Genomic DNA, 19,800 nt, shown 5'->3' on the forward strand with positions numbered 1-19,800 from the left:
GGGACGGGCCCGGCGTCGCGCCCGGAGGGGGCGCGGTACGGGCCCGGCCCGGGGAGGGGGGCCTCCCGGGCCTCGGCGCCGCGCCACGGGCGGGGGCGCGGCGCCGGTGCGGCGGTCAGGACCTCGCAGCGGACGCGTGCCGCCGCTCCAGGAGGTGCTGCTGGACGTCCAGCAGGGGCCGGCCGTCCTCCCCGCGGGAGTGCCGGGTCCACGCGCCGTCGGGCCCCAGGTGCCACGAGGACGTGCCGTCGTCGGCCTGGAGGTCGAGGTACTCGAGGAGCTCCGCGACCTCGGCGCCGTCGTCGATCTTGACGAGCGCCTCGACCCGGCGGTCGAGGTTGCGGTGCATCATGTCGGCGCTGCCGATCCAGACCTCGGGCGTGCCGCCCGCGGCGAAGGCGAAGATCCGGCTGTGCTCGAGGAAGCGCCCGAGCACCGAGCGGACGCGCACGGTCTCCGACAGGCCGGGGATGCCCGGCCGCAGCGCGCAGATGCCGCGGACGACGACGGTGACCGGCACGCCCGCGCGCGAGGCGCGGTAGAGCGCGTCGATGACCGTCTCGTCGACGATGGAGTTCATCTTCACGCCGACGCTGGCGGGGCGGCCGGCGCGGTGGTGCTCGACCTCCCGCTCGATCCGCTCGACGAGGCCCGCGCGCAGGGAGCGGGGCGCCACGAGCAGCCGCGAGAAGGTCGTGCGCGGGGCGTACCCCGACAGCTGGTTGAAGAGGCGGGTGACGTCCTCGCCGACCGTCTCGTCGCAGGTCAGCAGGCCCATGTCCTCGTAGATCCGGGCCGTCTTGGGGTTGTAGTTGCCCGTGCCGATGTGGCAGTAGCGGCGCAGCCCCTCGCGCTCCTGGCGGACGACGAGGCACAGCTTCGCGTGGGTCTTGAGGCCGACGATGCCGTAGACGACGTGGACGCCGGCCTGCTCGAGCTTGCGGGCCCACGTGATGTTGTTCTGCTCGTCGAAGCGCGCCTTGATCTCGACGAGGGCCACGACCTGCTTGCCCGCGTCGGCGGCGTCGATGAGGGCGTCGACGATGGGCGAGTCGCCGCTCGTCCGGTACAGCGTCTGCTTGATCGCGAGGACGTCGGGGTCCGCCGCCGCCTGCTGGATGAACTCCTGGACGCTCGTGGAGAAGGCGTCGTAGGGGTGGTGCAGGAGGATGTCGTGCTTGCGGATCGCCGTGAAGACGTCTCCGGGCGTGGAGGTCTCGCGCCCGTCGGTGAGCAGGTGGTGCGTCCGCGAGACGGCCTTGGGGTACTTCAGCGACGGCCGGTCGAGGTCGGCCACCGCGTTGAGGCAGCGCAGGTCGAGCGGCGCGGGCAGCTCGTAGACCTCGCTGCCGCGCACGCCGAGCTCGCGCACGAGGAGCTCGCGGACGGTCTCGTCGGTGTCGGTGGCGACCTCGAGCCGCACGGGCGGGCCGAACCGGCGGCGCAGCAGCTCCCGCTCGAGCGCCTGGAGGATGTTCTCGGCGTCGTCCTCCTCGACCTCGAGGTCCTCGTTGCGGGTGACGCGGAAGGCCGATGTCGCGACGACGGTCATGCCGGGGAAGAGCTGGTCGAGGTGCGCCGCCATGAGCTCCTCGAGCGGGAGGAAGCGCACGTCGCCGGGGGTGTCCCCGCCGGCGCCGGCCACGTCGTCGTCGTCGACCTGGACGAGGCGCGGCAGCAGCGGCGGCACCTTGACGCGGGCGAAGTGCTCCGTGCCCGTGGAGGGGTTGCGGACCACGACGGCGAGGTTGAGCGACAGCCCCGAGATGTAGGGGAAGGGGTGCGCCGGGTCCACCGCCAGCGGGGTGAGGACGGGGAAGACCTGGCGGTCGAAGAAGGTCGACAGGCGGGCGTGCTCGTCGGCGTCGAGGTCGTCCCACCGGACGAGGCGGATGCCCTCCTCCACCAGCCGCGGCCGCACGACCTCGGCGTGGACGGCGGCGTGGCGCTCCATGAGCTCGTGCGCGCGCCGGCTGATGCGCGAGAGCACCTCGCGCGGCTGGAGCCCCGAGGCGGCCGTCACGGCGAGGCCCGTGGCGATGCGCCGCTTGAGCCCGGCCACGCGGACCATGAAGAACTCGTCGAGGTTCGAGGCGAAGATCGCGAGGAAGCGGGCGCGCTCGAGGAGGGGCAGGTCCTCGTCCTCGGCCAGCTGGAGGACGCGGTCGTTGAAGGCCAGCCACGACAGCTCGCGGTCGAGGAAGCGGTCGTCGGGCAGCGGCTCGTCGTCGCCGGCGGCCGCCCCCGGGACGGGGACGGGCGGTGCCTCGCCGAGGTGCTCGGCCGCCTCCGGGTCGGTGGTCCCTGCCCGCCCGGTGAGGCCGGCGGGCGTGGTGGCCGCGGTCCCGGGCTGGGGGGGGCGCGCCGCCGCGGGCACGGCCGGGGCGGCCGTGGCGGTCGGGGCGTCGCCGGGCACCCCCTCGGCGGTGGCGCCCGGGGCGGGCTCGGGGGCGGGCAGGGGCGGCGCCGGGGGCGCGGCGGCGGCCGCCGGGGCGGCGTCGTCCGGTCCGCTGGGCTCGCCCGGCACGGTGGCGTCGGACGCCGTGGTCGTCACCCTCGTCATGCTGCCACCGGTCGGCGCCCCGGGCGCCCCGCGCGCGGCGCGGCGTCGTCGGCGGGCGCGGCGGCCGACGCTCACCGGGTGCCGCCGGCGGTCGGCGTCGCGACGAGGACGTCGGCGCCGGTACGGGCGAAGCCGAGCCGCGTGTAGACGGCGAGGGCGGGGGCGTTGTCGCCCTCGACGTAGAGGTCGACCTCGCGGACGCCGCGCCCGCGCAGGTGGTGCAGCCCGGCGAGCGTGACGAGCCGGCCGACGCCGCGGCCCTGCGCGGAGGGGTCGACGCCGACGACGTAGACCTCCCCGCGCAGCCCGCCGTCGTCGGTCGGCGTGGTCTTCGTCCAGTGCGAGCCCAGCAGGGCGCCGGTGGCGGAGTCCTCGGCGAGGAGGAGACCCTCCGCGTCGAACCAGGGCTCGCGCTCGCGGGCGAGGACGTCGTCCAGGGTCCACGCGCCCTGCTCGGGGTGCGTCGCGAACGCGCGGCGGTTGACGCCCAGCCACGCCTCCTCGTCGGCGCCGGGGACGAAGGCGCGCAGCCGCACGCCGTCGGGGTCGGGGAGGGGCGGGAGGGCGTCGTCGAGGGTGGTGCCCATCGTCAGGAGCTCGCGGACCCGGACGAGGCCCTCGCGGGCGGCCAGCGCCCGCGCGCCCGGCAGGGCGCCGTGCATCCAGAGCCGCAAGGGGCGGGTGCCGGCGGCCTCGCGGGCCGCCCGCAGCAGCGCCCCGCCGGTGCCGCGGCGGCGGGCGTCCTGGGCCACGACGAGCTCGGCGACCAGGGCCTCCTCGTCGCCGTCCCCGGCGTCGAGCACGCCGAGGCCGACGAGACGGCCCCCGGCGTCGTGGGCGAGGAGGTGGCGGGCCGTCCCGCCGCCGCGCAGGCGCAGCAGCTGCTGCTCCGAGACGGGGGGCACGCCGTCGGCGCGCTCTGCGGCGGTGACGAGCGCCAGCGCGGCGTCGACGGCCGCGGCGTCGGGAGCAGCGGTGGAGACGACGACGCCGTCGCCCCCCGGCGGGGGGGCGACGGCGTCGCCGGTCGGGTCGGGGGTCTCGGCAGGTGCGGCCACGTCCCGACCCTAGGGACCTCAGCCGGCGGAGCCGGTCCCGCCGCGCAGGTGCCGGGCGCCGGCCAGGGCGGCGGCGCGCTCGTCGGCGGCCGGGGCCCCCGTTGCGGGGGCGTCGGTCGCGGGGACGGCGGCGCCCTCGGCCGCCGTGAGGGGCGCGGCGGCCCCCTCGGCCGGCGCCTGGACGTCGACCGTCGTGCGCAGCGGCACCTCGCGGACCAGGGAGACGGCGAGGAGCGTGAGGAGCGCGAAGACGGCGGCGATCACGAAGATCAGCCCGGTGGCGTCGCCGTAGGCGGCGCGGACGACCTCCTGCGCCGGGCCGGGGAGAGCACCGACGTCGAGGCTGCCGCCGCCGTTGCCGCCGTCCGAGCCGGTGACGACGCCGGCGTCGGCGAAGCCCTGGGTCGTCAGCGTGGCCACGCGGGAGGCCAGGACCGAGCCGAGGACCGACACGCCGACGGTGCCGCCCAGGGTGCGGAAGAAGGCGACGGAGCTCGAGGCCGCGCCGATCTGGCGCAGCGGCACGGTGTTCTGGACGGCGAGGACGAGGTTCTGCATGAGGCAGCCGGTGCCGAGGCCGGTGATGGCGATGAAGACGCCGACGTGCCACAGCGGGGTGAGGTGGTCGATCGTCCCGGTCGCGCCGAGACCGACGACCATGAGGACGGCGCCGGCCACGAGGAAGCGCTTCCAGCGGCCGTAGCGGGTGATGAGGCGACCAGAGACGATGGTGCCGACGAGCGAGCCGACGACGCTGGGCAGCGTCAGCAGGCCGGCGTCGAGGGCGCTGTAGCCGCGGGCCGTCTGGAAGTACTGGCCGAGGAAGACGCTGGACCCGAAGAGGCCGATGCCGACCGCGATGCTGGCGACGACGGCGAGGGCGGTCGTGCGCTCCTTGAGCACCTCGAGCGGGATAATCGGCTCGGGGTGGCGCTGCTCGACGAGGACGAGCGCGACGCACAGCAGCAGGCCGCCGCCGACCATGGCCCCGGTCTGCCAGGACACCCAGGCGAACGAGTCGCCGACGAAGCTGACCCAGATCAGCAGCGTGCTGACGCCCGTCGTCAGGAGCAGCGCGCCGAGCCAGTCGACGCGCGGGCGCCGCTTCTCCTCGACGAGGACGAGCGTGCGCTGGATGAGGACGAGGGCCACGACGGCGAGCGGGACGCAGGCGAGGAAGGTCCAGCGCCAGCTGGCGACGCCGACGACGAGGCCGCCGACGATGGGGCCGCCGGACATGGCGACCGCCATGACGGCGCCCATGTAGCCGGAGTAGCGGCCGCGCTGCCGCGGCGGGATGACCGACCCGATGATCGCCACGACGAGCGCGGTGAGACCGCCCATGCCGATGCCCTGGACCACGCGGGCGGCGATGAGCTGGGTGACGTCCTGCGACGCGGCGGCCACGACGGAGCCGAGCACGAAGACGACGAGCGAGACCTGGACGAGGAGCTTCTTGCTGACGAGGTCGGCGAGCTTGCCCCACAGGGGCGTGGAGACGGCGTTCGCGAGGAGCGCCGCGGTGACGACCCACGTGTAGGCGGTCTGCGTGCCGCCGAGGTCGCCGATGATCGTGGGCAGCGCCGTCGCGACGATCGTCGTCGACAGCAGCGCCGTGAAGAGGCCGGACAGCAGCCCCGCGAGCACCTCGAGCACCTGGCGGTGCGTCATCTCGGTGCCGGGGGGCGGTCCCGCCGTCGTCGCCGGGGACGCGGCCGGGCCCCTGCCCGGCGGCGTGGGTGCGGTGCCCCGGTCGGGGTCCGCGGTCGTGCTGGTACCGGTGACGACGCTCACGCGCCCACCTCCTGCCGGCCCGCCTGCGCGGGCTTGGTCTCCGTCGTGGTCGAGGGCGTAACCGTATGCCCTGGGCAACTGTTCCCCCGGTCGGCCGGGAACCTGCTCCGCACGGGTCACAGCGCCGTCCCCACGAGGCGCCCGACGAGGTACGTGACGGCCATGGCCAGCCCGCCGCCGGCCGTCGTCCGCAGGGCCGCCCGCAGGCGGGGCGCGCCACCGAGGCGGGCGGACACGGTCCCCGTGAGCGCGAGTGCCGCGAGGACGGCGACGACGCAGACGGGCAACCTGACCGCCGTCGGGGCGAGGAGCACGGCCAGCAGCGGGAGGAGGGCGCCGGCGGTGAAGGCCCCCGCCGACGTCCACGCCGCCTGCCAGGCGCTGACCACCTCGTCCGGGTCGAGGCCGAGCTCGGCGTCCGCGTGCGCGCGCAGGGCGTCGTGCGCCGTCAGCGCCACGGCGACCTCCCGGGCGAGGGCGGGCGGCAGGCCCTTGCCCTCGTAGAGGCCGGCCAGCTCGTCGAGCTCCTCGGCCGGCAGCTCGGCCAGCTCGCGCCGCTCGACGGCGAGGACGGCCTCCTGCGTGTCGCGCTGGGTGGAGACCGAGACGTACTCCCCGGCGGCCATCGACAGGGCGCCGGCGACGAGGCCGGCCACGCCCGCGGCGAGCAGCGCGGACGAGGACGCCGTCGCCCCCGCGACGCCGACGACGAGGCCGGCGACCGAGACGATGCCGTCGTTGGCCCCGAGGACCCCGGCGCGCAGCCGGTTGAGCCGGGCGGCCAGCGACCGGTCGTGGAGGACCGGCTCGCCGCGGGAGGGAGCGGCTCGGCGGCCGTCGGACGTCACCGGCCCATCGTGCGCCCGTGGCCACCGCGGCGCCGGGCGGGCCTCAGGCGTCGACGGGCTCGGCGTCGCGCCGGTCGCGGCTCGGCGGCACGAAGCGGTAGCCGACGTTGCGGACCGTGCCGATGAGCTGCTCGTGGTCGACGCCGAGCTTGGCGCGGAGCCGGCGCACGTGGACGTCGACGGTGCGGGTGCCCCCGAAGTAGTCGTAGCCCCACACCTCCTGCAGCAGCTGGGCGCGGGTGAAGACCCGGCCGGGGTGCTGCGCGAGGTGCTTGAGGAGCTCGAACTCCTTGTAGGTGAGGTCGAGCACGCGCCCTCGGACCCGGGCGGTGTACGTCGACTCCTCGACGACGACGTCGCCGGCCCGGATCTCGTCGGTGGTCTCGCCGTCGTCCTCCGCGAGCCGGCTGCGGCCGATCGCCAGCCGCAGGCGCGCCTCGACCTCGGCGGGGCCGGCGGAGTCGAGGAGGACGTCGTCGGCGCCCCAGTCCGCGGCGACGGCGGCGAGGCCCCCCTCGGTGAGGACGAGGAGCAGCGGGCTCGAGACCCCGGTGGTGCGCAGGAGACGGGTGAGGGCACGGGCGGCGACGAGCTCGCGCCGGCCGTCGACGAGGACCGCGTCGGCGGGCGGGGCGTCGACGAGGACGGCCGGCTCGGCGGGGAGCACGCGCACGTGGTGCGCGAGCAGGCCGAGCGCGGGCAGGACGTCGGAGGACGGCGACAGGGAGTTGGTGAGCATCAGCAGCTGCGCCACGTGCTCCTCCTCGGCTCGGACCGGTGACGTCCGGCCGGGCGCCGCCGGCACGGCGGGCCGGGAGCGAGCGCGGGGGCGCCGGCAGGACCGTCTGCCAGGATGTCACGACGGCGGGCCCGACCGGAGGGGCCGCCCGAACTGCGGCGGGGGGAGCACGCGTGAGGGGCTCTGCCCGGTGACCGCGACCGCCGTCCCGCCGGCCGTCCGGGTCCCGCCGCGGCTGCTGCCCGCGCTCGTGGGCACCCTCGTCTGCGCCGCCCTGGCCGCCTCCGCCCTGCTGCTGCCGGTCCTGCTCCTGCCCGTCCTCGTGCTCGCGGCGCTCCTGCTGGCGGTCGGGTGGCCGCGCCTGCTGGCGCTGCCGTCGCCGCGCGGGACGAGCGCGGTCGTCGCCGTCGCCGGCCTCGGGGCCGTCGGCGCGGTCGGGGTGGCCGGCCCCCCGGGCACCGGGGTCGGGGCCGCGCCCGCCGCGCTGCCGCTGGGGCCCGAGGGCGCCGCCGAGGCCGTGCTCGCCGCGCTCGGGCTGTCGGTCGTGCTCGCCTTCCTCCACCAGATCCTCCGCACGGACGGGCGGCCCCGCCTCGCCGAGTCGGTGGCCGGCACCGTGACGGGGGCCGCGGCCGCCGCGCTGCTCGCCGGCTGGGTCGGGGCCGCCGCCCCGGGCGGCGAGCACGTCGCCGTCGGGGCCGCCGGCGTCGCGGCCGCGCTCCTCGTCACCGCCCTGCCCTGGCCGCAGCGCCTCACGGGCGTGCTCGGCGTCGCGGCGGCCGCGGCGGCCGCCGCGGTCGTCGCCGGCCTGCTGCCCGGCGTCGTGGCGGTGCCCGCGGCCGTCGTCGGCGCCGTCCTCGGCCTCGTCGTCGGCGGGGTGGACCGGCTGCTCACCGCGCTGCCGCGCGCGACGTCCCGCCGCCTGTCGGGCGTCGTCGGGCTCGTCGCCGTCGCGCTCGCCGCGGTGCCCGTCCAGCTGTGGGCGGTGGTGGCCCCGTGAGCCCCACGCTCGTGGGCCCGGCCCGGCTCGTCGTCGTGTGCGGGGAGGGCACCTGCCGCTCGCCCATGGCGGTGGGGCTGCTGGCGCCCGGCCTCGGGGACGGCGTCGACGTCGGCGCCGCGGGCCTGCGGGCGGTGCGCGGCACGGCCGTCGTCGACGGCGCCCGGGGGCCCGTGCTCGAGCACGGCGGCTCCCTCGACGCCCTCGAGACCGCCCGGCCCGCCGACCCCGGCCTGCTGGCGGGGGCCGACCTCGTCCTCGCGGTGACCCGCGGCCACGCCGCGGCCGTCGCCCGGGCCGCGCCCCGGGCGGCGCGCTGGACCTTCACGCTGCGCGAGCTGGCCCGGCTCCTCGAGGGCCGTCGCGTGCCGGGCGCCGACCCCGCCGCCCGGGTGCGGGCCGCCGCCCGCGTCGCGGCGCCCCTGCGCACGAGCGCCCCGCCGCCGCGGCGGCCGGAGGACGACGACGTGCCGGACCCGATGTCCGGCCCGGCGGGCGGCTTCGCGGACAGCGGCGCCGTCGTGGCCGCCGCCTGCGCCGCCCTCGTGCGGGCCCTCGGCCCCACCACCTGACCGCTCCCGTGCCCTCCGCCGCGGCGCCGCCCGAGCTCGTGCCGCGCGCCGTCCTCGAGCAGGGCCGCCGGGTCTACACCGGCGTCGTCGTCGTGCTGCTCCTCGTCGGCGTCGTCGCGGCGCTCGCGGGGGCGGCGCTCGGGGCGGACGGCGCCCGGGGAGGCGGTCCCGACGGCGACGGCGCCGGGTGGCTCGCCCTCGCCGCCGGCATCGCGGGCCTCTGGGCCGGCCTGGCCCTCGTCCACCTCCTGCGCGGCGGGCTCCCCGTCGCCCTGCTCGTCGGCGTCGGCCTCGTGTGCGCGGCCGTCCTGCCCCAGCTCGTCGGCGCGGCGGCGCCCTCCGCGGCGCAGGGCGCGCTCCGGGTCCTGCCGACCGTCGCCTCGGCCGTCCTCTGGCTGCTCGCCGGCACGCCCGGGCGGGCCGCGGTCGTCCTCGGCCGGGCCCTCGTCGCCGGGGCCGTCGCCCTCGTCGTCGTCTCGGCGTCCGCGGCGGTCGCCGGGCTGGGCGCCGTCGACCTCGTCGGCCCCCTCGTGACGGCGCTGCTCGCGGTGGGGACCCTCGTCGTCGCCGAGCGCAGCGCCGACCGGACGGGGCGCTCGCTGGCGGCGCGGCGCGAGGCGACCCGGGACCTCGCCGTCGCCCGGGACCTCGCGGCCGCGCGGCACCGCCTGGACGCCCGCCTGCACGACGTCGTCCTCGGCGCCCTCGCCGCCGTGGCGACGGCCGACCCCGCGCGGGCCGGCGCCGTCCGCGAGCTCGCCGCCGAGGCGCTGGCCCTGCTCGTCGAGGCCGACCCGGCGGCCCCGGCCGAGCGGGTCGGCGGCGGGCGCGAGGGCCGGCCGGAGGTGCCGCCGGCCGTCGACGACCTCGAGACCGCCCTCGTCCGGCTCGTCCGGCGCACCGAGGCGGAGGGGGTCGTCGTCGCCCTGCGGCGGGGCGGGCCGCCGCCGCAGCGGGGGACGTCGGCCCCGCCCGTCGGCGAGGCGGAGCTGGAGGCGCTGCTCGGCGCCGCCGGCGAGTGCCTGCGCAACGTCGTCCGGCACGCGCGGACGCGGTCGGCCGTCGTCGTGTGGTCGCGCGACGCCGTCGGCGCGCAGGTGCTCGTCGTCGACGCCGGCGCGGGGTTCGTGCCCGCCGCGGTGACCCCGTCGTCCCTCGGCCTGGCGCGCTCGGTCGTCGGCCGGCTCGAGGCGGTGGGCGGCCGGGCCGCCGTCCGCTCCCGGCCCGGCCACGGCACCGTGGCCGCGCTCTTCGTCCCCGCCGTGCGGGCGCCGGCGTGAGCGCGTCCGCGCCGGGGGGCGTCCCGCCGGAGGTCCCCGCGGCGGTGCCCTGGTACCGCACGGGCCTCGGCGACGCCCTGCTGGACGTGCGGCGCCTGCTGCTCGTCGTCGTCGCGCTCGTCGCCGTCCAGGTGACGCTGCGGGTGGGGCTCGCCCCGGCGGGCACCTTCGCCGACCGGCGCGTGGCCGCCGGGGCCGTCGCCGTCCTCGTGCTCGTGCCCCTGCTGCTCGTCGCCGCAGGGGGGCGCCGCCGCCGGGCCCCGGCCGTCGTCGTCGGCGGGGCGGCGGCCGCGCTGCTGGCCGTCGACGTCGTCGTCCTGGACCAGACGGCCGGCACGGCCGTCTACGGCCAGGGGCTCTTCGTGGCGACCGGCGTGGGGCTGGCGTGCCTCGGGCTCCTCGCGGTCCGGCCGCTCGGGGCCGTCGTCGTCGTGGGCGGGCTCCACGCCGCCCTGCTCCTGGGCGCCTCGCTCGTGCGGGACGCGGACGACCTCGGGCCCGCCCTCGCCCGCGGCGTCGAGGTGGCCGCCGCCTCGCTCGTGCCCGTCGCGGCGGCCGCGGCCTACCTCGCGCTCGTGGCGCGGCTGACGACCGCGCGCCGGGCGGCGGACGCCGTCGTCCTGCGGGAGGAGGCCCAGCGGCTGGCGGCCGCCCGCGCCGCCGAGGAGGGCGCCGCCCGGCTCGCGGCGGCGCGCGCCGACGTCGGCCCGCTCCTGGAGCGCGTCGTCGCCGGGGTGCCGCTGCCGCTGCCGCCCGACGCCGCCGCCGAGGCCCGCGCGGGCGCCCGGCGGCTGCGGGCCCGGCTGGTCCACGGGGGCGGCGGCACGTGGCTGGAGGAGGCGGTCCTCGCCGAGGACGCCTCGGCCGCCGTCGTCGTCCGCTCGGCCGGCGGTGACGCGCCCGCGCACCTCCACGCGCCGCTGCTCGCCCTCGTCCGCCGCGCCGTCGCCCGCGGGGCCGACCTCTCGGTGACGCTCGTCCCGGGCGGCGCCGTCCTCGCCGTCCGGGGCGACCCGGGCCTGCGCGCGGACGACGTCGCCGAGGACCTCCGGGCCGACCTCGGCTCGCCGCCCTGGGTCGTCGAGGGCGACCTGCTCGTGCTCGAGGTGGGCGTCCCGTGAGCAGCGCCGCGCCGGACCGGGTCCGGGTGGCGGTCGTCGACGACCACCCGGTGATCCTCGACGGCGTCGCCGCGTGGATGGCGTCGGCCGCCGACGTGGAGCTCGTCGGCGCCCACGGCTCGCTGGCGCTGCTGCGGGGCTCGCCCGCCCACCCCGTCGACGTCGTCGTGCTCGACCTCCTGCTCGACGACGTGCCCGTGACGGCGCTCGAGGTGGCGGGCCTCGTGGCGGAGGGGAGCGCCGTCGTCGTCATGAGCGCCGACGCCGACCCGGGCTCGGTGCAGCGCTCCGTCGAGGCAGGGGCCCTGTCCTTCCTGCCGAAGGCGAGCGGGCGGGACGAGCTTCTCGCCGCGGTCCGCGCGGCGGCGGCGGGGGAGGCGCACGTGACGCCGGCGCTGGCCGAGGTGCTGGCGGCGGGGGAGGGGCGCCGCCCGCCGCTGAGCCCGCAGGAGAGCCGGGCCCTCGTGCTCTTCGGCTCCGGGCTGCTGCTGCGCACGGTGGCCCGGCGGATGGGCGTCGGCGAGGCGACGGTGCGGACGTACCTGCAGCGCGCGCGGCAGAAGTACGCCGAGCACGGCGTGCGGCTCGAGGGCCGGGTGGCGATGTACGAGGCCGGGCGCCGGGACGGCTGGGCGGACGAGGTGGGGCCGGGAAGCCGCTGACCGGTCCCGCCCCCCGAGCCTCGGCACGAGTTCCGCCGTGCAGGGCGGATCTCGTGCCGAGGCCCCGCCTCAGCCGAGGGGGTAGACGCCGGCACGCACCCGCAGACCGTCCACGGTCGCCTCGACGACCCCGAGGTCGGCGAGGTCCGGGAGGCTCGAGCGGTCGACGGCGACGACGGTCCGGTACGCGTTGTAGTCGTCCGTGCACCCGCCCGTGGGCGAGTACTCGTCCTCGTCGAAGGCCAGCGTCGCCCCGTCGGCGCTGGTGCCCACGCCGGCGAGCCAGCCCGGGCAGGTGCCCGACTCGCCCGACGACCAAAGCGCGAGGACCTGCTCGTCGAGGTCGACGTCGGACAGGTCGCCGTAGAGGCCGACGTCCCGGGGGTCGCCGTCCCGCGCCGGCAGTCCGTCGGGGACCGCGGCGTCCCACAGCGCCCGGGCGGCGGCCTCGTCGGCGGCCACCTCGAAGAGGGCGAAGGCCTCCTCGGGGAAGGGCTGCCCGTCCCGCCAGCCGTCGACCTTCGCCAGCGTCCGGACGCCGCCCGCGGCCGCGGGGTCGCCGGTGCCGCAGGCGGTGAGGGCGGCCAGCACGGCGACGAGGAGGACGGCGCGGGGGCGGGCGGGGGCGCGGGACGTCGGCACGGCGCTCGGACGGGCGGGCGGCGCCGGCGGTTCCCGCGGCCTCCGCGTCGGGACGGCGCGGGCCGGCAGCCGTCCTCGGCGTCCACGGACGGGTGGTCGTCGCGACTCCGCGTGGCACGGGAGGGGCTGTGCGGCAGCATCGGCCGGACGGACGACGCGCGGGACCGGCTGTCCCCCTTCCTGCTCCCCGACGAGACGCTCGTGTGGACGGGGCGTCCCGACCCGGGGAAGCACCTGGGGCCGGTCGACGTCTTCCTCGTCCCCTTCGGTGTCTTCTGGCTGGGCTTCTCGATCTTCTGGCTCGTCACGGCGGTCTCCAGCGGCGCGCCCTTCTTCTTCCCCCTCTTCGGGGTGCCCTTCGTCGCCCTCGGCGTCTACTTCGTCGCCGGGCGCTTCCTCGTCAAGGCGGCGGGCAAGCGCCGGACGGTCTACGGCCTCACGGAGGGTCGTGCGCTCGTCGCCGAGGGGGAGGGGTCGTTGCAGGAGACGTCGCTCGACCGCACCCCCGTCGACCGACGGCGCTCCCGCGGCGGGCGTCACCTGACGGTGTCCTTCGGCCGGACGTCGGGCGGGTGGGCGAGCGGGCCCAGCCTCGCCAACTCCGGCATGGGCCCCTTCGACCGGGGCGGCGCCCCCTTCACCTTCTACGACGTGGCCGACGTGGAGGGCCTCGAGGCCGCGCTGCGGCGGGTGCGCGAGGGCGCCGCCGGCTGAGGACGGCCGTCCACGGCCGTCAGCCCGGTGCGGAGCAGCAGGGGAAGGGCGAGACGACCAGGCGCAGGTGGTCGCCGCCCCCGCCGAACGTCCCTCGGGCCGACGGCAGCTCCGCGGGCGGGGGGACGTCGTCGCGGTCGACCGCCGCCAGCACCTGGTACGGCTGGTAGTCCGCCGTGCAGGTGCCTCCTTCGCCGGCCGTCGTCACCCGCACCACGCTGTCGTCCGTGCGGACGCCGCCGAACCACGACGGACAGCTCCCGGACTCGCCGGACGACCACAGGACGACGGCCTGCTCGTCGAGGTCGACGTCCGCGAGGTCGCCGTAGAGGCCCGGCTCGTGCGGGTCGCCGGACCGCACCGGGAGGTCCGCCGGCACGACGGCGTCCCACATCGCACGGACGGTGGCGTCGTCGTACGCGACCTCGAGGACTCCGAAGGCGTCCGCGGGCGCAGCGCCGACGATCGAGCCGTCGGGGGAGCCGCGGAGCTCCTCGCGCCAGCCGTCGACCATCGCCAGCGTCCGCGGCGCCAGGGGCGGCTCGGGCGACGGCGTGGGCTGCGCCGGCGCGGGGCCGCCGCCGCAGCCGACGGGGAGCAGCGCCGCGGCGGCGAGCACGAGGACGGCGGGGCGCACGCGCCCCGGGGACGAGGAGGCTCCGGCGGTCGGCACGGCGCTCCGACGCGGCCCGGCCCGGCGGGGTTCCCGGCCACCGCGGCGCCGTCGGGAACACGGCCCGCCCGGCGCGCGCTGCAGCCGCCATGACGGCGACCCCGGAGACCACCCCGCCCGCCGACGCGCCGGAGGCCGAGGCCCCCGCCGTCCCGGGCGGCCTGGACCCCTCGCCGCTGCTGGACCGCCCTGGCGCCGTCCCCGCCGAGGGTCTCGACGCCGGGACCGCCTGGCACTACGGCGACCCCGTCCGCGAGCAGCGCCTGCTCGGCGAGGGCCTCGCCGTCGTCGACCTGTCGACCCGCGGGGTCGTCCGCGTCACGGGCCCGGACCGGCTGACGTGGCTGCACTCCCTCACGACCCAGGACCTCGGCGGCCTCGCGCCCCGCACGAGCGCCGAGGCGCTGCTGCTGAGCCCCAAGGGTCACGTCGAGCAGTCGCTGCACGTCGTCGACGACGGCGACGCGGCGTGGATCACCGTCGAGCCCGGGCACCAGGCGGCGCTCGTCGCCTTCCTCGAGCGGATGCGGTTCATGCTCCGCGTCGAGGTGACGGACATGACCGGCGAGGTCGCCGTCCTCGGCGAGCCGGTCCGCCGCGAGGGTGCCCCCGGCGAGCCGCCCGCGTGGGTCGACCCGTGGCCGACCACCGCACCCCTCGGCGTCTCGTACAGCCCGGTGCCGGACGCCGAGCACCCCGGCGCGGACCGGGCCTGGCGCGAGGTGCTCGTGCCCCGCGACGGCCTCGCGGCCGCCGTGGGCGACCGCGACCTCGCCGGCACCTGGGCGGCCGAGGCGCTGCGCGTCGAGGCCTGGCGCCCGCGCATGGGTGCCGAGACCGACCACCGCACCATCCCGCACGAGCTGGACTGGCTGCGGACGGCGGTCCACCTCCGCAAGGGGTGCTACCGCGGGCAGGAGACGGTCGCCCGCGTCCACAACCTCGGCCGCCCGCCGCGGCGACTGGTGATGCTGCACCTCGACGGCTCGGGCCACGACCTCCCGCCGGCCGGGTCGCCCGTGTCCCTGCGGGGGGACGACGGCGCCCCCGGCCGCGCCGTCGGCGCCGTGACCACGTCCGCCCGCCACCACGAGCTGGGCCCGGTCGGGCTCGCCGTCGTCAAGCGGTCGGTGCCCGCGGACGCCGTCCTGCTCGTCGGCGTGCCGACCGGCGGCGTCGTCACCGCCGCGCAGGAGGTCGTCGTCGCGCCCTGACGCCGCCGCCTCGGGGACCGCCGGTCGGGGGGTCGCCCGCCCCGGTCCGGCAGGGACGTCCGCGCGCTCCGCCGGCAGCGCCTACGGTCGTGCGGTGCTGGTCATCGGCGTCGTGCTCGCGGCGCTCCTCGTGGCGACGGGGGTGGCGCTCCTGCGGCCAGGGCCGCTCGCCGTGGTCGCGGTGGTCGCCGCCGGGGTGGCCTGGTGGCTCGTCAACGGCCCCGTCGAGGGGGCCGTCCTCCACGTCGTGACGCCGACGCACGGCCTCACCGTGGCCGACCTGCTCGTGCCGCCGCTCGTCGGGCTCGCCGTGCTGGCGGCCGTCCGCCGTCGCCGTGCCGCGTCTCACGCCCGGGCGGCCCGGACCGCCACGGGCCGACGCGGCTAGGGTGCCCCCATGGACGTCTCGTCGATCGACCTGCACGCGCTGGAGCTGTTCTTCACGTCGCTGCTCGTCATCGCCTCCCTCGTCATCGGCTGGTTCTCGGTGTACGTGGTCTACAAGCTCTTCACCGGTCAGCGCTGACCGTGCCCTTCGAGATCCGGGTCGACCTCCCGCCCTCGATGGTGCCCCTCGCCTGGATGGAGGGGCGGTGGGAGGGCGTCGGCGTCGCCGCGCTGCCCGGCGGCGAGGAGCGGCAGTTCGGCCAGGAGGTCGTCATGGCGCACGACGGCCTGGGCCACCTCACGTACCGCTCCCAGAGCTGGTACCTCGGCGAGGACGGCACGCCCGGTGACCCGCTGACCTCCGAGCAGGGCGTCTGGCGCTCCGGTGACGACGGCTCCGGCGGCCTGCAGGTGGAGCTGCTGCTCGCGCTGCCCGAGGGCGCCGTCGAGATCTACGTCGGCAAGGCCGCCGGCACGAAGATCGAGCTGGCCTCCGACCTCGTGGCGCGCACCTCCTCCAGCACCGGGGACACGACCGCCGCCCGCCGGATCTACGGCCAGGTCGAGGGCGACCTCCTGTGGGCGCACGACGTCGCCACCGCCGGCACGCCCATGCGCTCCGTCGCGTCGGCGAGGCTCACGAAGGTCTGATGCGGCGCGTCGTCGGCGGGGTCCTCCTCGTCGGGACCCTCCTCGTCCTCGTGGCCGCGGCCTGGACCGCCTCGCGCGGGTGGGTGGCCTACTCCGCGCTGCAGCGCGTGCGCGACGAGGTGCCGTCCCTCGTCGACGCCGTCACCGCCGCCGACCCCGACCGCGTGGCCGCCTCGGCCGCCCGGGTACGGGCGGACACCGAGGAGGCCCGCCGGGCCACGCAGGACCCGCTGTGGCGTCTCGCGTCCCGCTTCCCCCTCGGCGGGGAGAACCTCGAGGCATTGACGACGACGTCGACGGCCGTCGACGGGCTCGCCGACGACGGCCTGCCGGCCCTCGAGCAGGTGGTCACCGGCGTCGACGAGGCCCGGACGTCGCTCCGCGCCGTCGCCGGGCTCGACGTCTCCGCGCTCGACGACGCCGCGTCGGCGCTGCGGGACGCCGTCGGGGCGCTGCCCGCCGTCGAGGAGGCCACCTCGACCGCCCGGGCGCAGATCGCCACCGTCGAGGGCGAGCACCTCCTGCCCGAGGTGGAGCAGGCCCGCGACCAGATGCTCGACGTCCTCGACCTCGGCGCGCGCGCCGAGGAGCTGCTCGCGACGGTCGACGTCCCGCCGCAGGTGCTCGCGCCCCTGCAGGGGCTGCGGTCGCCCACCGCGGAGGACGTCCGCGACATCGACGGGGAGGTCGTGCCGGACGCCGTCGAGGACGGGCTGCGCCGCCTGCGGGACGCGCTGCCCGGCCTGGGCTGACACGGCCGGCGCCGTCCCCGGGCGGGTGCCCGGGGACGGCCCGGGCTCAGAAGTCGCCGCCGCCGAGGTCGCCGCCCCCGCCGTCGAAGAAGCCCCCGTCGCCGCCGAAGAGGCCGCCGCCGTCGCCCGCACCGGGGTCGACGCCGCCGAGGTCGCCCGCGCCGGGGTCGCCGACGTCGCCCGCGCCGTCCGCCCCGTCAGCACCGCCGAGGTCGCCCCCGTCGGCGCCGTCGGCCGCCACGTCGGCGCCGGGGTCGCCGAAGCCGTCGCCGAACAGGGACGACGCCACGGCGCTGCCGATGACGACGCCCGCGACGGTGCCGAGCAGGCTCCCGCCGACGACCGTCCCGAGGCCGGGCCCGGCGGCCCCGCCGCGCCGGCCGAGCGTGCGCTCGAGCGTCCCGGGCTCGCGGACCTCCGCGCGGGTGGCCATCCGGGCGAGGTCGCGCGGGGCGTCGGAGGTGCCGCGCTCGGCCGGGGGCACCTGCTCGCCGAGCTCGGCCAGCACCTGCCGGCGCTGCTCCGGCGTCAGCTTCTCGAAGGCCTCCGCGTGCGCCTCCTCGACCGCCTCCGGCGGCGCGGTCCGCAGCATGTAGCGGTAGCGCTCGACGGCGACCTCGTCCTCGCTGCGCCCCGCGCCGGCACGGGGGCTGCCGCCCGGGCCGCCGGCGGGGGCGCCGTAGCCGGGCGGCGGGTCCTGCCGGAAGGAGCCGGGAGCGCGGCCGGCGTCCCGCCGGGGCTCCTCCTCACGGCCGAGCAGCTTGTCGAGCAGTCCCACGGGGCGCCTCCGGTCGTCGTCGTCCGCGCGGGACGTCGCCCGCACGGCCGCCCGGGCAGGGTGCCCGGGCGGGGCGGCGCGGCCGGCGACGCCTCAGGAGGGGGTGGTGCCCGCCTCGTCGGCGACGTCGCGCAGGGCCTCGGACGCCGCGGCGACCGTCTCACGCACCCCGGCCGCTGTCGCGGCGGCGGAGGTCCCGGCGGCCTGGGCCGCCGCGGCGGCCTCGGCGCGCCGCCGGGCCACGCTCGACGTCGTGCGGGCGCTGCCCCCGGCGCGACGTCGAGCCGTCGCGGGAGCCCTGCCGGCGGGGGACGGAGGGGCGTCGTCCCCGGTCGGGGCGGGGGCGTCGGTGGCTCCCGCGGAGCCGGCGGCCGGGGTCGTCGACGTCGAGCGGCGGGGCGCCGAGCGGCGCGGCGTGCCCTCGCCCGCCGTGCTGCGGCGGCGGGGGCGCGCGGGCGCCTCCTCGGGCGTCGGGGTCGGCGTCGTGGGGTCCCCGGTGGGAGCGGTCGCCGCGGCGGGGGCGGTGGTCGTCGCCGCGGCGGTCCGGCGGCGGGCGGAGCCGGTGCCCGCGGCGGTCCGTCGGCGCGGCGTGGTTGGGGCGGTCGAGGCGGCTGCCTCCGGGCCCGTCGGCGTGGCCGACGTCCCTGCCGGGACGCGCTCGCCCGCCATCTGCGTCGTCGTCGTGGCGCGGGCCGGGCCGGTGCCGGTCGTGCGCGGGCCCCGGCGGGCCGCCGCGCCGTCGGCGACGTCGGCCGCCCCGGCCCGGGCCGTGGCGGCGGTGCCCCGGACGGCGTCCGCCGCCTGCTCCGCGGCCCCGCGGGCGGCGTCGACGGACTCTCCGGCGGCCCGCGCCGCCGTCGCGGCGGCCTCGGCCGCGCCGCTGCGGTGCACGAGACGGCGGCCCCGCTCGCCGAGGTCGTCGACGACCTCCTGCGTGCGGCCGGCGACGGCGAGCCCCCGCGCGACGGCCGTCGTCGGGGCGGCCTGCAGCCGCTCCGCCGCGCCGCGGACCTCCGCGACGGCGTGGGCGACGGCGCGCCCCTGCAGGGCCCGTGCCTGCTCGGCGGCGAGGTCGACGACCCCGACGAGGGTGTAGCCGAGGCCGGCTGCGGCACGGCGCAGCCCGAGCGGGGCGTCGTCGTCGTCGGGGATGCCGGTGGTGGGGCGGGGGTCGGGCACGGTGGTCATCGGTCCTCCGGGGGGCGGCAGCGGGTCGCGCTGCGCGGGGGTCGCGGGGTCGGTGCGGGGGAGGTCAGGCGGTGGTCGACGGCGTCGCGGGCGTCGGGGTGGTCGTCGCGGCGGCCGGGCGGCGCCTGCGGGGCTTCGTGGCGGCGTCGGCGGCGGCGGTCGGCGCGGGCGTGGGCGTGGGCGCCGCGGCGGTGGTCGCTGCGGTGGTCGCGGCGGCCGGTCGACGTCGGCCGCGGGCCGGTGCGGAAGGGGCGGTCGGTGCCGGCGCGGCCGGGGCGGCGGGCGGGGGGACGGCGACGTCCGTCGGGGCGTCGCCCCCCGCGCCCGTGGTGGCGGGCACCTCGCTGCGGGCGTTCTCGGCCCGGAAGGTGAGGTAGATCTCGAGGAGCGCCTCGCGCTGCCGCTCGGAGAGGTACGGGTCCGCGGTGAGCGCCGCGTGGACGTCACCGGCGCTGCCGGGCCGCTCGTCGAGGATGCCGGCCCGCACGTAGAGGGCCTCGGCCGAGATCCGCAGCCCCTTGGCGATCTGCTGCAGGACCTCGGCGCTGGGCCGGCGCAGGCCGCGCTCGACCTGGCTCAGGTAAGGGTTGCTCACCCCGGCGGCGGCCGCGAGCTGCCGGAGCGAGAGCTGCGCACCCTCCCGCTGCTCGCGGAGGAACTCACCGAGGTCCCCGGCCGCCCGGGCGGCCCCACCGAGCGGCGACCGCTCGGCCGCCTGCCCCACGCGCTCGCCCAGCCCGCCGACCTCGACCCCCAGCACCCGCGTCATGGCCCCATGGTGCTCGCAGGGTGCTTGCAGGTGCAAGCGGGCGTCACTACGGGCGGCGGAGGAGCGCCCGGGCTGGGCCGTGCGTCTGTCGTCGTCGTCGTTCCCCGGGGCAGCGACGTCGCCGCCACCGGGCGAGCGGGGCCGCGGAGGACGCCGACCGGAGAGCGTGGCGCATGGTCCGGCGTCGACCGGGGAGCAGCCTGCACGGCCGCGCACCCTGTGGCCGTGCAGGCTGCTCCCCGGTCGGCAGCCGACCGTGCAGGGCGTTCACCGGTCGCCGTCCCGGACGGCGCGCCGACCGTCCCCCTACCGGGACAGCGTCGGTGGTGCTGCCCCGACGTCGGCGGCGACGCGGGTACGGGACGCGCCCGGTGGGGCGACGTCGGCAGCGAAGT

Annotated in this window: 21 protein-coding genes; 11 read left to right on the top strand and 10 right to left on the bottom strand. The window is 78.9% G+C overall.

What is annotated here, in order from left to right; genetic code table 11:
• Positions 1-115: 115 nt before the first annotated feature.
• The 5 genes from EDC03_RS10585 to EDC03_RS10605 all read right to left on the bottom strand — a co-directional run bounded on the left by EDC03_RS10585 (position 116) and on the right by EDC03_RS10605 (position 7,017).
• Positions 116-2,563 (bottom strand): RNA degradosome polyphosphate kinase, encoded by a 2,448-nt coding sequence (locus EDC03_RS10585; RefSeq protein ID WP_123380389.1) that lies wholly within the window; start codon positions 2,561-2,563, stop codon positions 116-118.
• Between the two features lie 71 nt (positions 2,564-2,634).
• A complete protein-coding gene (gene mshD / locus EDC03_RS10590) occupies positions 2,635-3,621 on the bottom strand; it encodes a mycothiol synthase (RefSeq protein WP_123380216.1) in 987 nt (328 codons plus the stop codon).
• A gap of 18 nt (positions 3,622-3,639) precedes the next feature.
• The gene (locus EDC03_RS10595; RefSeq protein WP_123380390.1) at positions 3,640-5,292 is read right to left on the bottom strand and encodes an MDR family MFS transporter; all 1,653 of its coding nucleotides are present in this window, start codon (positions 5,290-5,292) and stop codon (positions 3,640-3,642) included.
• A 239-nt stretch (positions 5,293-5,531) separates the two neighbouring features.
• The gene (locus EDC03_RS10600; protein ID WP_123380217.1) at positions 5,532-6,263 is read right to left on the bottom strand and encodes a VIT1/CCC1 transporter family protein; all 732 of its coding nucleotides are present in this window, start codon (positions 6,261-6,263) and stop codon (positions 5,532-5,534) included.
• 43 nt (positions 6,264-6,306) lie between these two features.
• On the bottom strand, positions 6,307-7,017 hold the full coding sequence (locus EDC03_RS10605) for a winged helix-turn-helix transcriptional regulator (RefSeq protein WP_123380218.1): 711 nt from the start codon (positions 7,015-7,017) through the stop codon (positions 6,307-6,309).
• 175 nt (positions 7,018-7,192) lie between these two features.
• Here EDC03_RS10605 and EDC03_RS17620 point away from each other — a divergent pair, with 175 nt between their 5' ends.
• From EDC03_RS17620 to EDC03_RS10625, 5 genes are read left to right on the top strand one after another with little or no spacing between them, the layout of a single operon-like run.
• Positions 7,193-8,002, top strand: a complete 810-nt coding sequence (locus EDC03_RS17620) for a hypothetical protein (protein ID WP_158674270.1) — start codon at positions 7,193-7,195, stop codon at positions 8,000-8,002.
• Positions 7,999-8,574 carry an arsenate reductase/protein-tyrosine-phosphatase family protein gene (locus EDC03_RS10610; protein ID WP_123380219.1) on the top strand — a complete coding sequence of 192 codons (576 nt, stop codon included), beginning with the start codon at positions 7,999-8,001 and terminating at the stop codon, positions 8,572-8,574. Before EDC03_RS17620 ends, EDC03_RS10610 begins: the two co-directional genes overlap by 4 nt.
• Before the next feature lie 8 nt (positions 8,575-8,582).
• Positions 8,583-9,854 (top strand): sensor histidine kinase, encoded by a 1,272-nt coding sequence (locus tag EDC03_RS10615; RefSeq protein ID WP_123380220.1) that lies wholly within the window; start codon positions 8,583-8,585, stop codon positions 9,852-9,854.
• Positions 9,851-10,975, top strand: coding sequence for a hypothetical protein (locus EDC03_RS10620; RefSeq protein ID WP_123380221.1), 1,125 nt, complete (start codon positions 9,851-9,853; stop codon positions 10,973-10,975). Before EDC03_RS10615 ends, EDC03_RS10620 begins: the two co-directional genes overlap by 4 nt.
• Positions 10,972-11,637, top strand: coding sequence for a response regulator (locus tag EDC03_RS10625; protein ID WP_123380222.1), 666 nt, complete (start codon positions 10,972-10,974; stop codon positions 11,635-11,637). Before EDC03_RS10620 ends, EDC03_RS10625 begins: the two co-directional genes overlap by 4 nt.
• Before the next feature lie 69 nt (positions 11,638-11,706).
• Here EDC03_RS10625 and EDC03_RS10630 read toward each other — a convergent pair whose 3' ends face one another.
• On the bottom strand, positions 11,707-12,279 hold the full coding sequence (locus EDC03_RS10630) for a hypothetical protein (RefSeq protein WP_123380223.1): 573 nt from the start codon (positions 12,277-12,279) through the stop codon (positions 11,707-11,709).
• Between the two features lie 111 nt (positions 12,280-12,390).
• Here EDC03_RS10630 and EDC03_RS10635 point away from each other — a divergent pair, with 111 nt between their 5' ends.
• Entirely contained in the window at positions 12,391-12,993 is a 603-nt protein-coding gene (locus EDC03_RS10635) for a hypothetical protein (protein ID WP_123380224.1), read from the top strand.
• Between the two features lie 19 nt (positions 12,994-13,012).
• Here the strand turns inward: EDC03_RS10635 and EDC03_RS10640 are convergent, their stop codons facing one another.
• Positions 13,013-13,666, bottom strand: coding sequence for a hypothetical protein (locus EDC03_RS10640; protein ID WP_148058057.1), 654 nt, complete (start codon positions 13,664-13,666; stop codon positions 13,013-13,015).
• A gap of 89 nt (positions 13,667-13,755) precedes the next feature.
• Here EDC03_RS10640 and ygfZ point away from each other — a divergent pair, with 89 nt between their 5' ends.
• The 5 genes from ygfZ to EDC03_RS10660 all read left to right on the top strand — a co-directional run bounded on the left by ygfZ (position 13,756) and on the right by EDC03_RS10660 (position 16,670).
• A complete protein-coding gene (ygfZ, locus tag EDC03_RS10645) occupies positions 13,756-14,880 on the top strand; it encodes a CAF17-like 4Fe-4S cluster assembly/insertion protein YgfZ (RefSeq protein WP_123380226.1) in 1,125 nt (374 codons plus the stop codon).
• Positions 14,881-14,974: 94 nt separating this feature from the next.
• On the top strand, positions 14,975-15,268 hold the full coding sequence (locus tag EDC03_RS10650; protein WP_123380227.1) for a hypothetical protein: 294 nt from the start codon (positions 14,975-14,977) through the stop codon (positions 15,266-15,268).
• A 9-nt stretch (positions 15,269-15,277) separates the two neighbouring features.
• Positions 15,278-15,406 (top strand): hypothetical protein, encoded by a 129-nt coding sequence (locus tag EDC03_RS18410; RefSeq protein ID WP_277872076.1) that lies wholly within the window; start codon positions 15,278-15,280, stop codon positions 15,404-15,406.
• A gap of 2 nt (positions 15,407-15,408) precedes the next feature.
• Positions 15,409-15,918, top strand: a complete 510-nt coding sequence (locus EDC03_RS10655) for a heme-binding beta-barrel domain-containing protein (protein ID WP_123380228.1) — start codon at positions 15,409-15,411, stop codon at positions 15,916-15,918.
• Positions 15,918-16,670: a hypothetical protein gene (locus tag EDC03_RS10660; protein WP_123380229.1), complete on the top strand. Its 753-nt coding sequence runs from the start codon at positions 15,918-15,920 to the stop codon at positions 16,668-16,670. The genes EDC03_RS10655 and EDC03_RS10660 overlap by 1 nt, the downstream gene beginning before the upstream one ends.
• 46 nt (positions 16,671-16,716) lie before the next feature.
• On the opposite strand, the gene EDC03_RS10665 is transcribed toward EDC03_RS10660, so the two are convergent.
• From EDC03_RS10665 to EDC03_RS18415, 3 genes are all read right to left on the bottom strand, one after another.
• Complete coding sequence (locus EDC03_RS10665) at positions 16,717-17,448, bottom strand: hypothetical protein (protein ID WP_123380230.1); 732 nt, start codon at positions 17,446-17,448, stop codon at positions 16,717-16,719.
• Between the two features lie 93 nt (positions 17,449-17,541).
• On the bottom strand, positions 17,542-18,636 hold the full coding sequence (locus tag EDC03_RS10670) for a hypothetical protein (protein ID WP_123380231.1): 1,095 nt from the start codon (positions 18,634-18,636) through the stop codon (positions 17,542-17,544).
• A 64-nt stretch (positions 18,637-18,700) separates the two neighbouring features.
• Positions 18,701-19,405, bottom strand: a complete 705-nt coding sequence (locus EDC03_RS18415; RefSeq protein WP_123380232.1) for a helix-turn-helix domain-containing protein — start codon at positions 19,403-19,405, stop codon at positions 18,701-18,703.
• Between the last annotated feature and the right edge of the window lie 395 nt (positions 19,406-19,800).

The sequence above is a fragment of the Pseudokineococcus lusitanus genome (genome assembly GCF_003751265.1).
Lineage (GTDB): Bacteria > Actinomycetota > Actinomycetes > Actinomycetales > Quadrisphaeraceae > Pseudokineococcus > Pseudokineococcus lusitanus.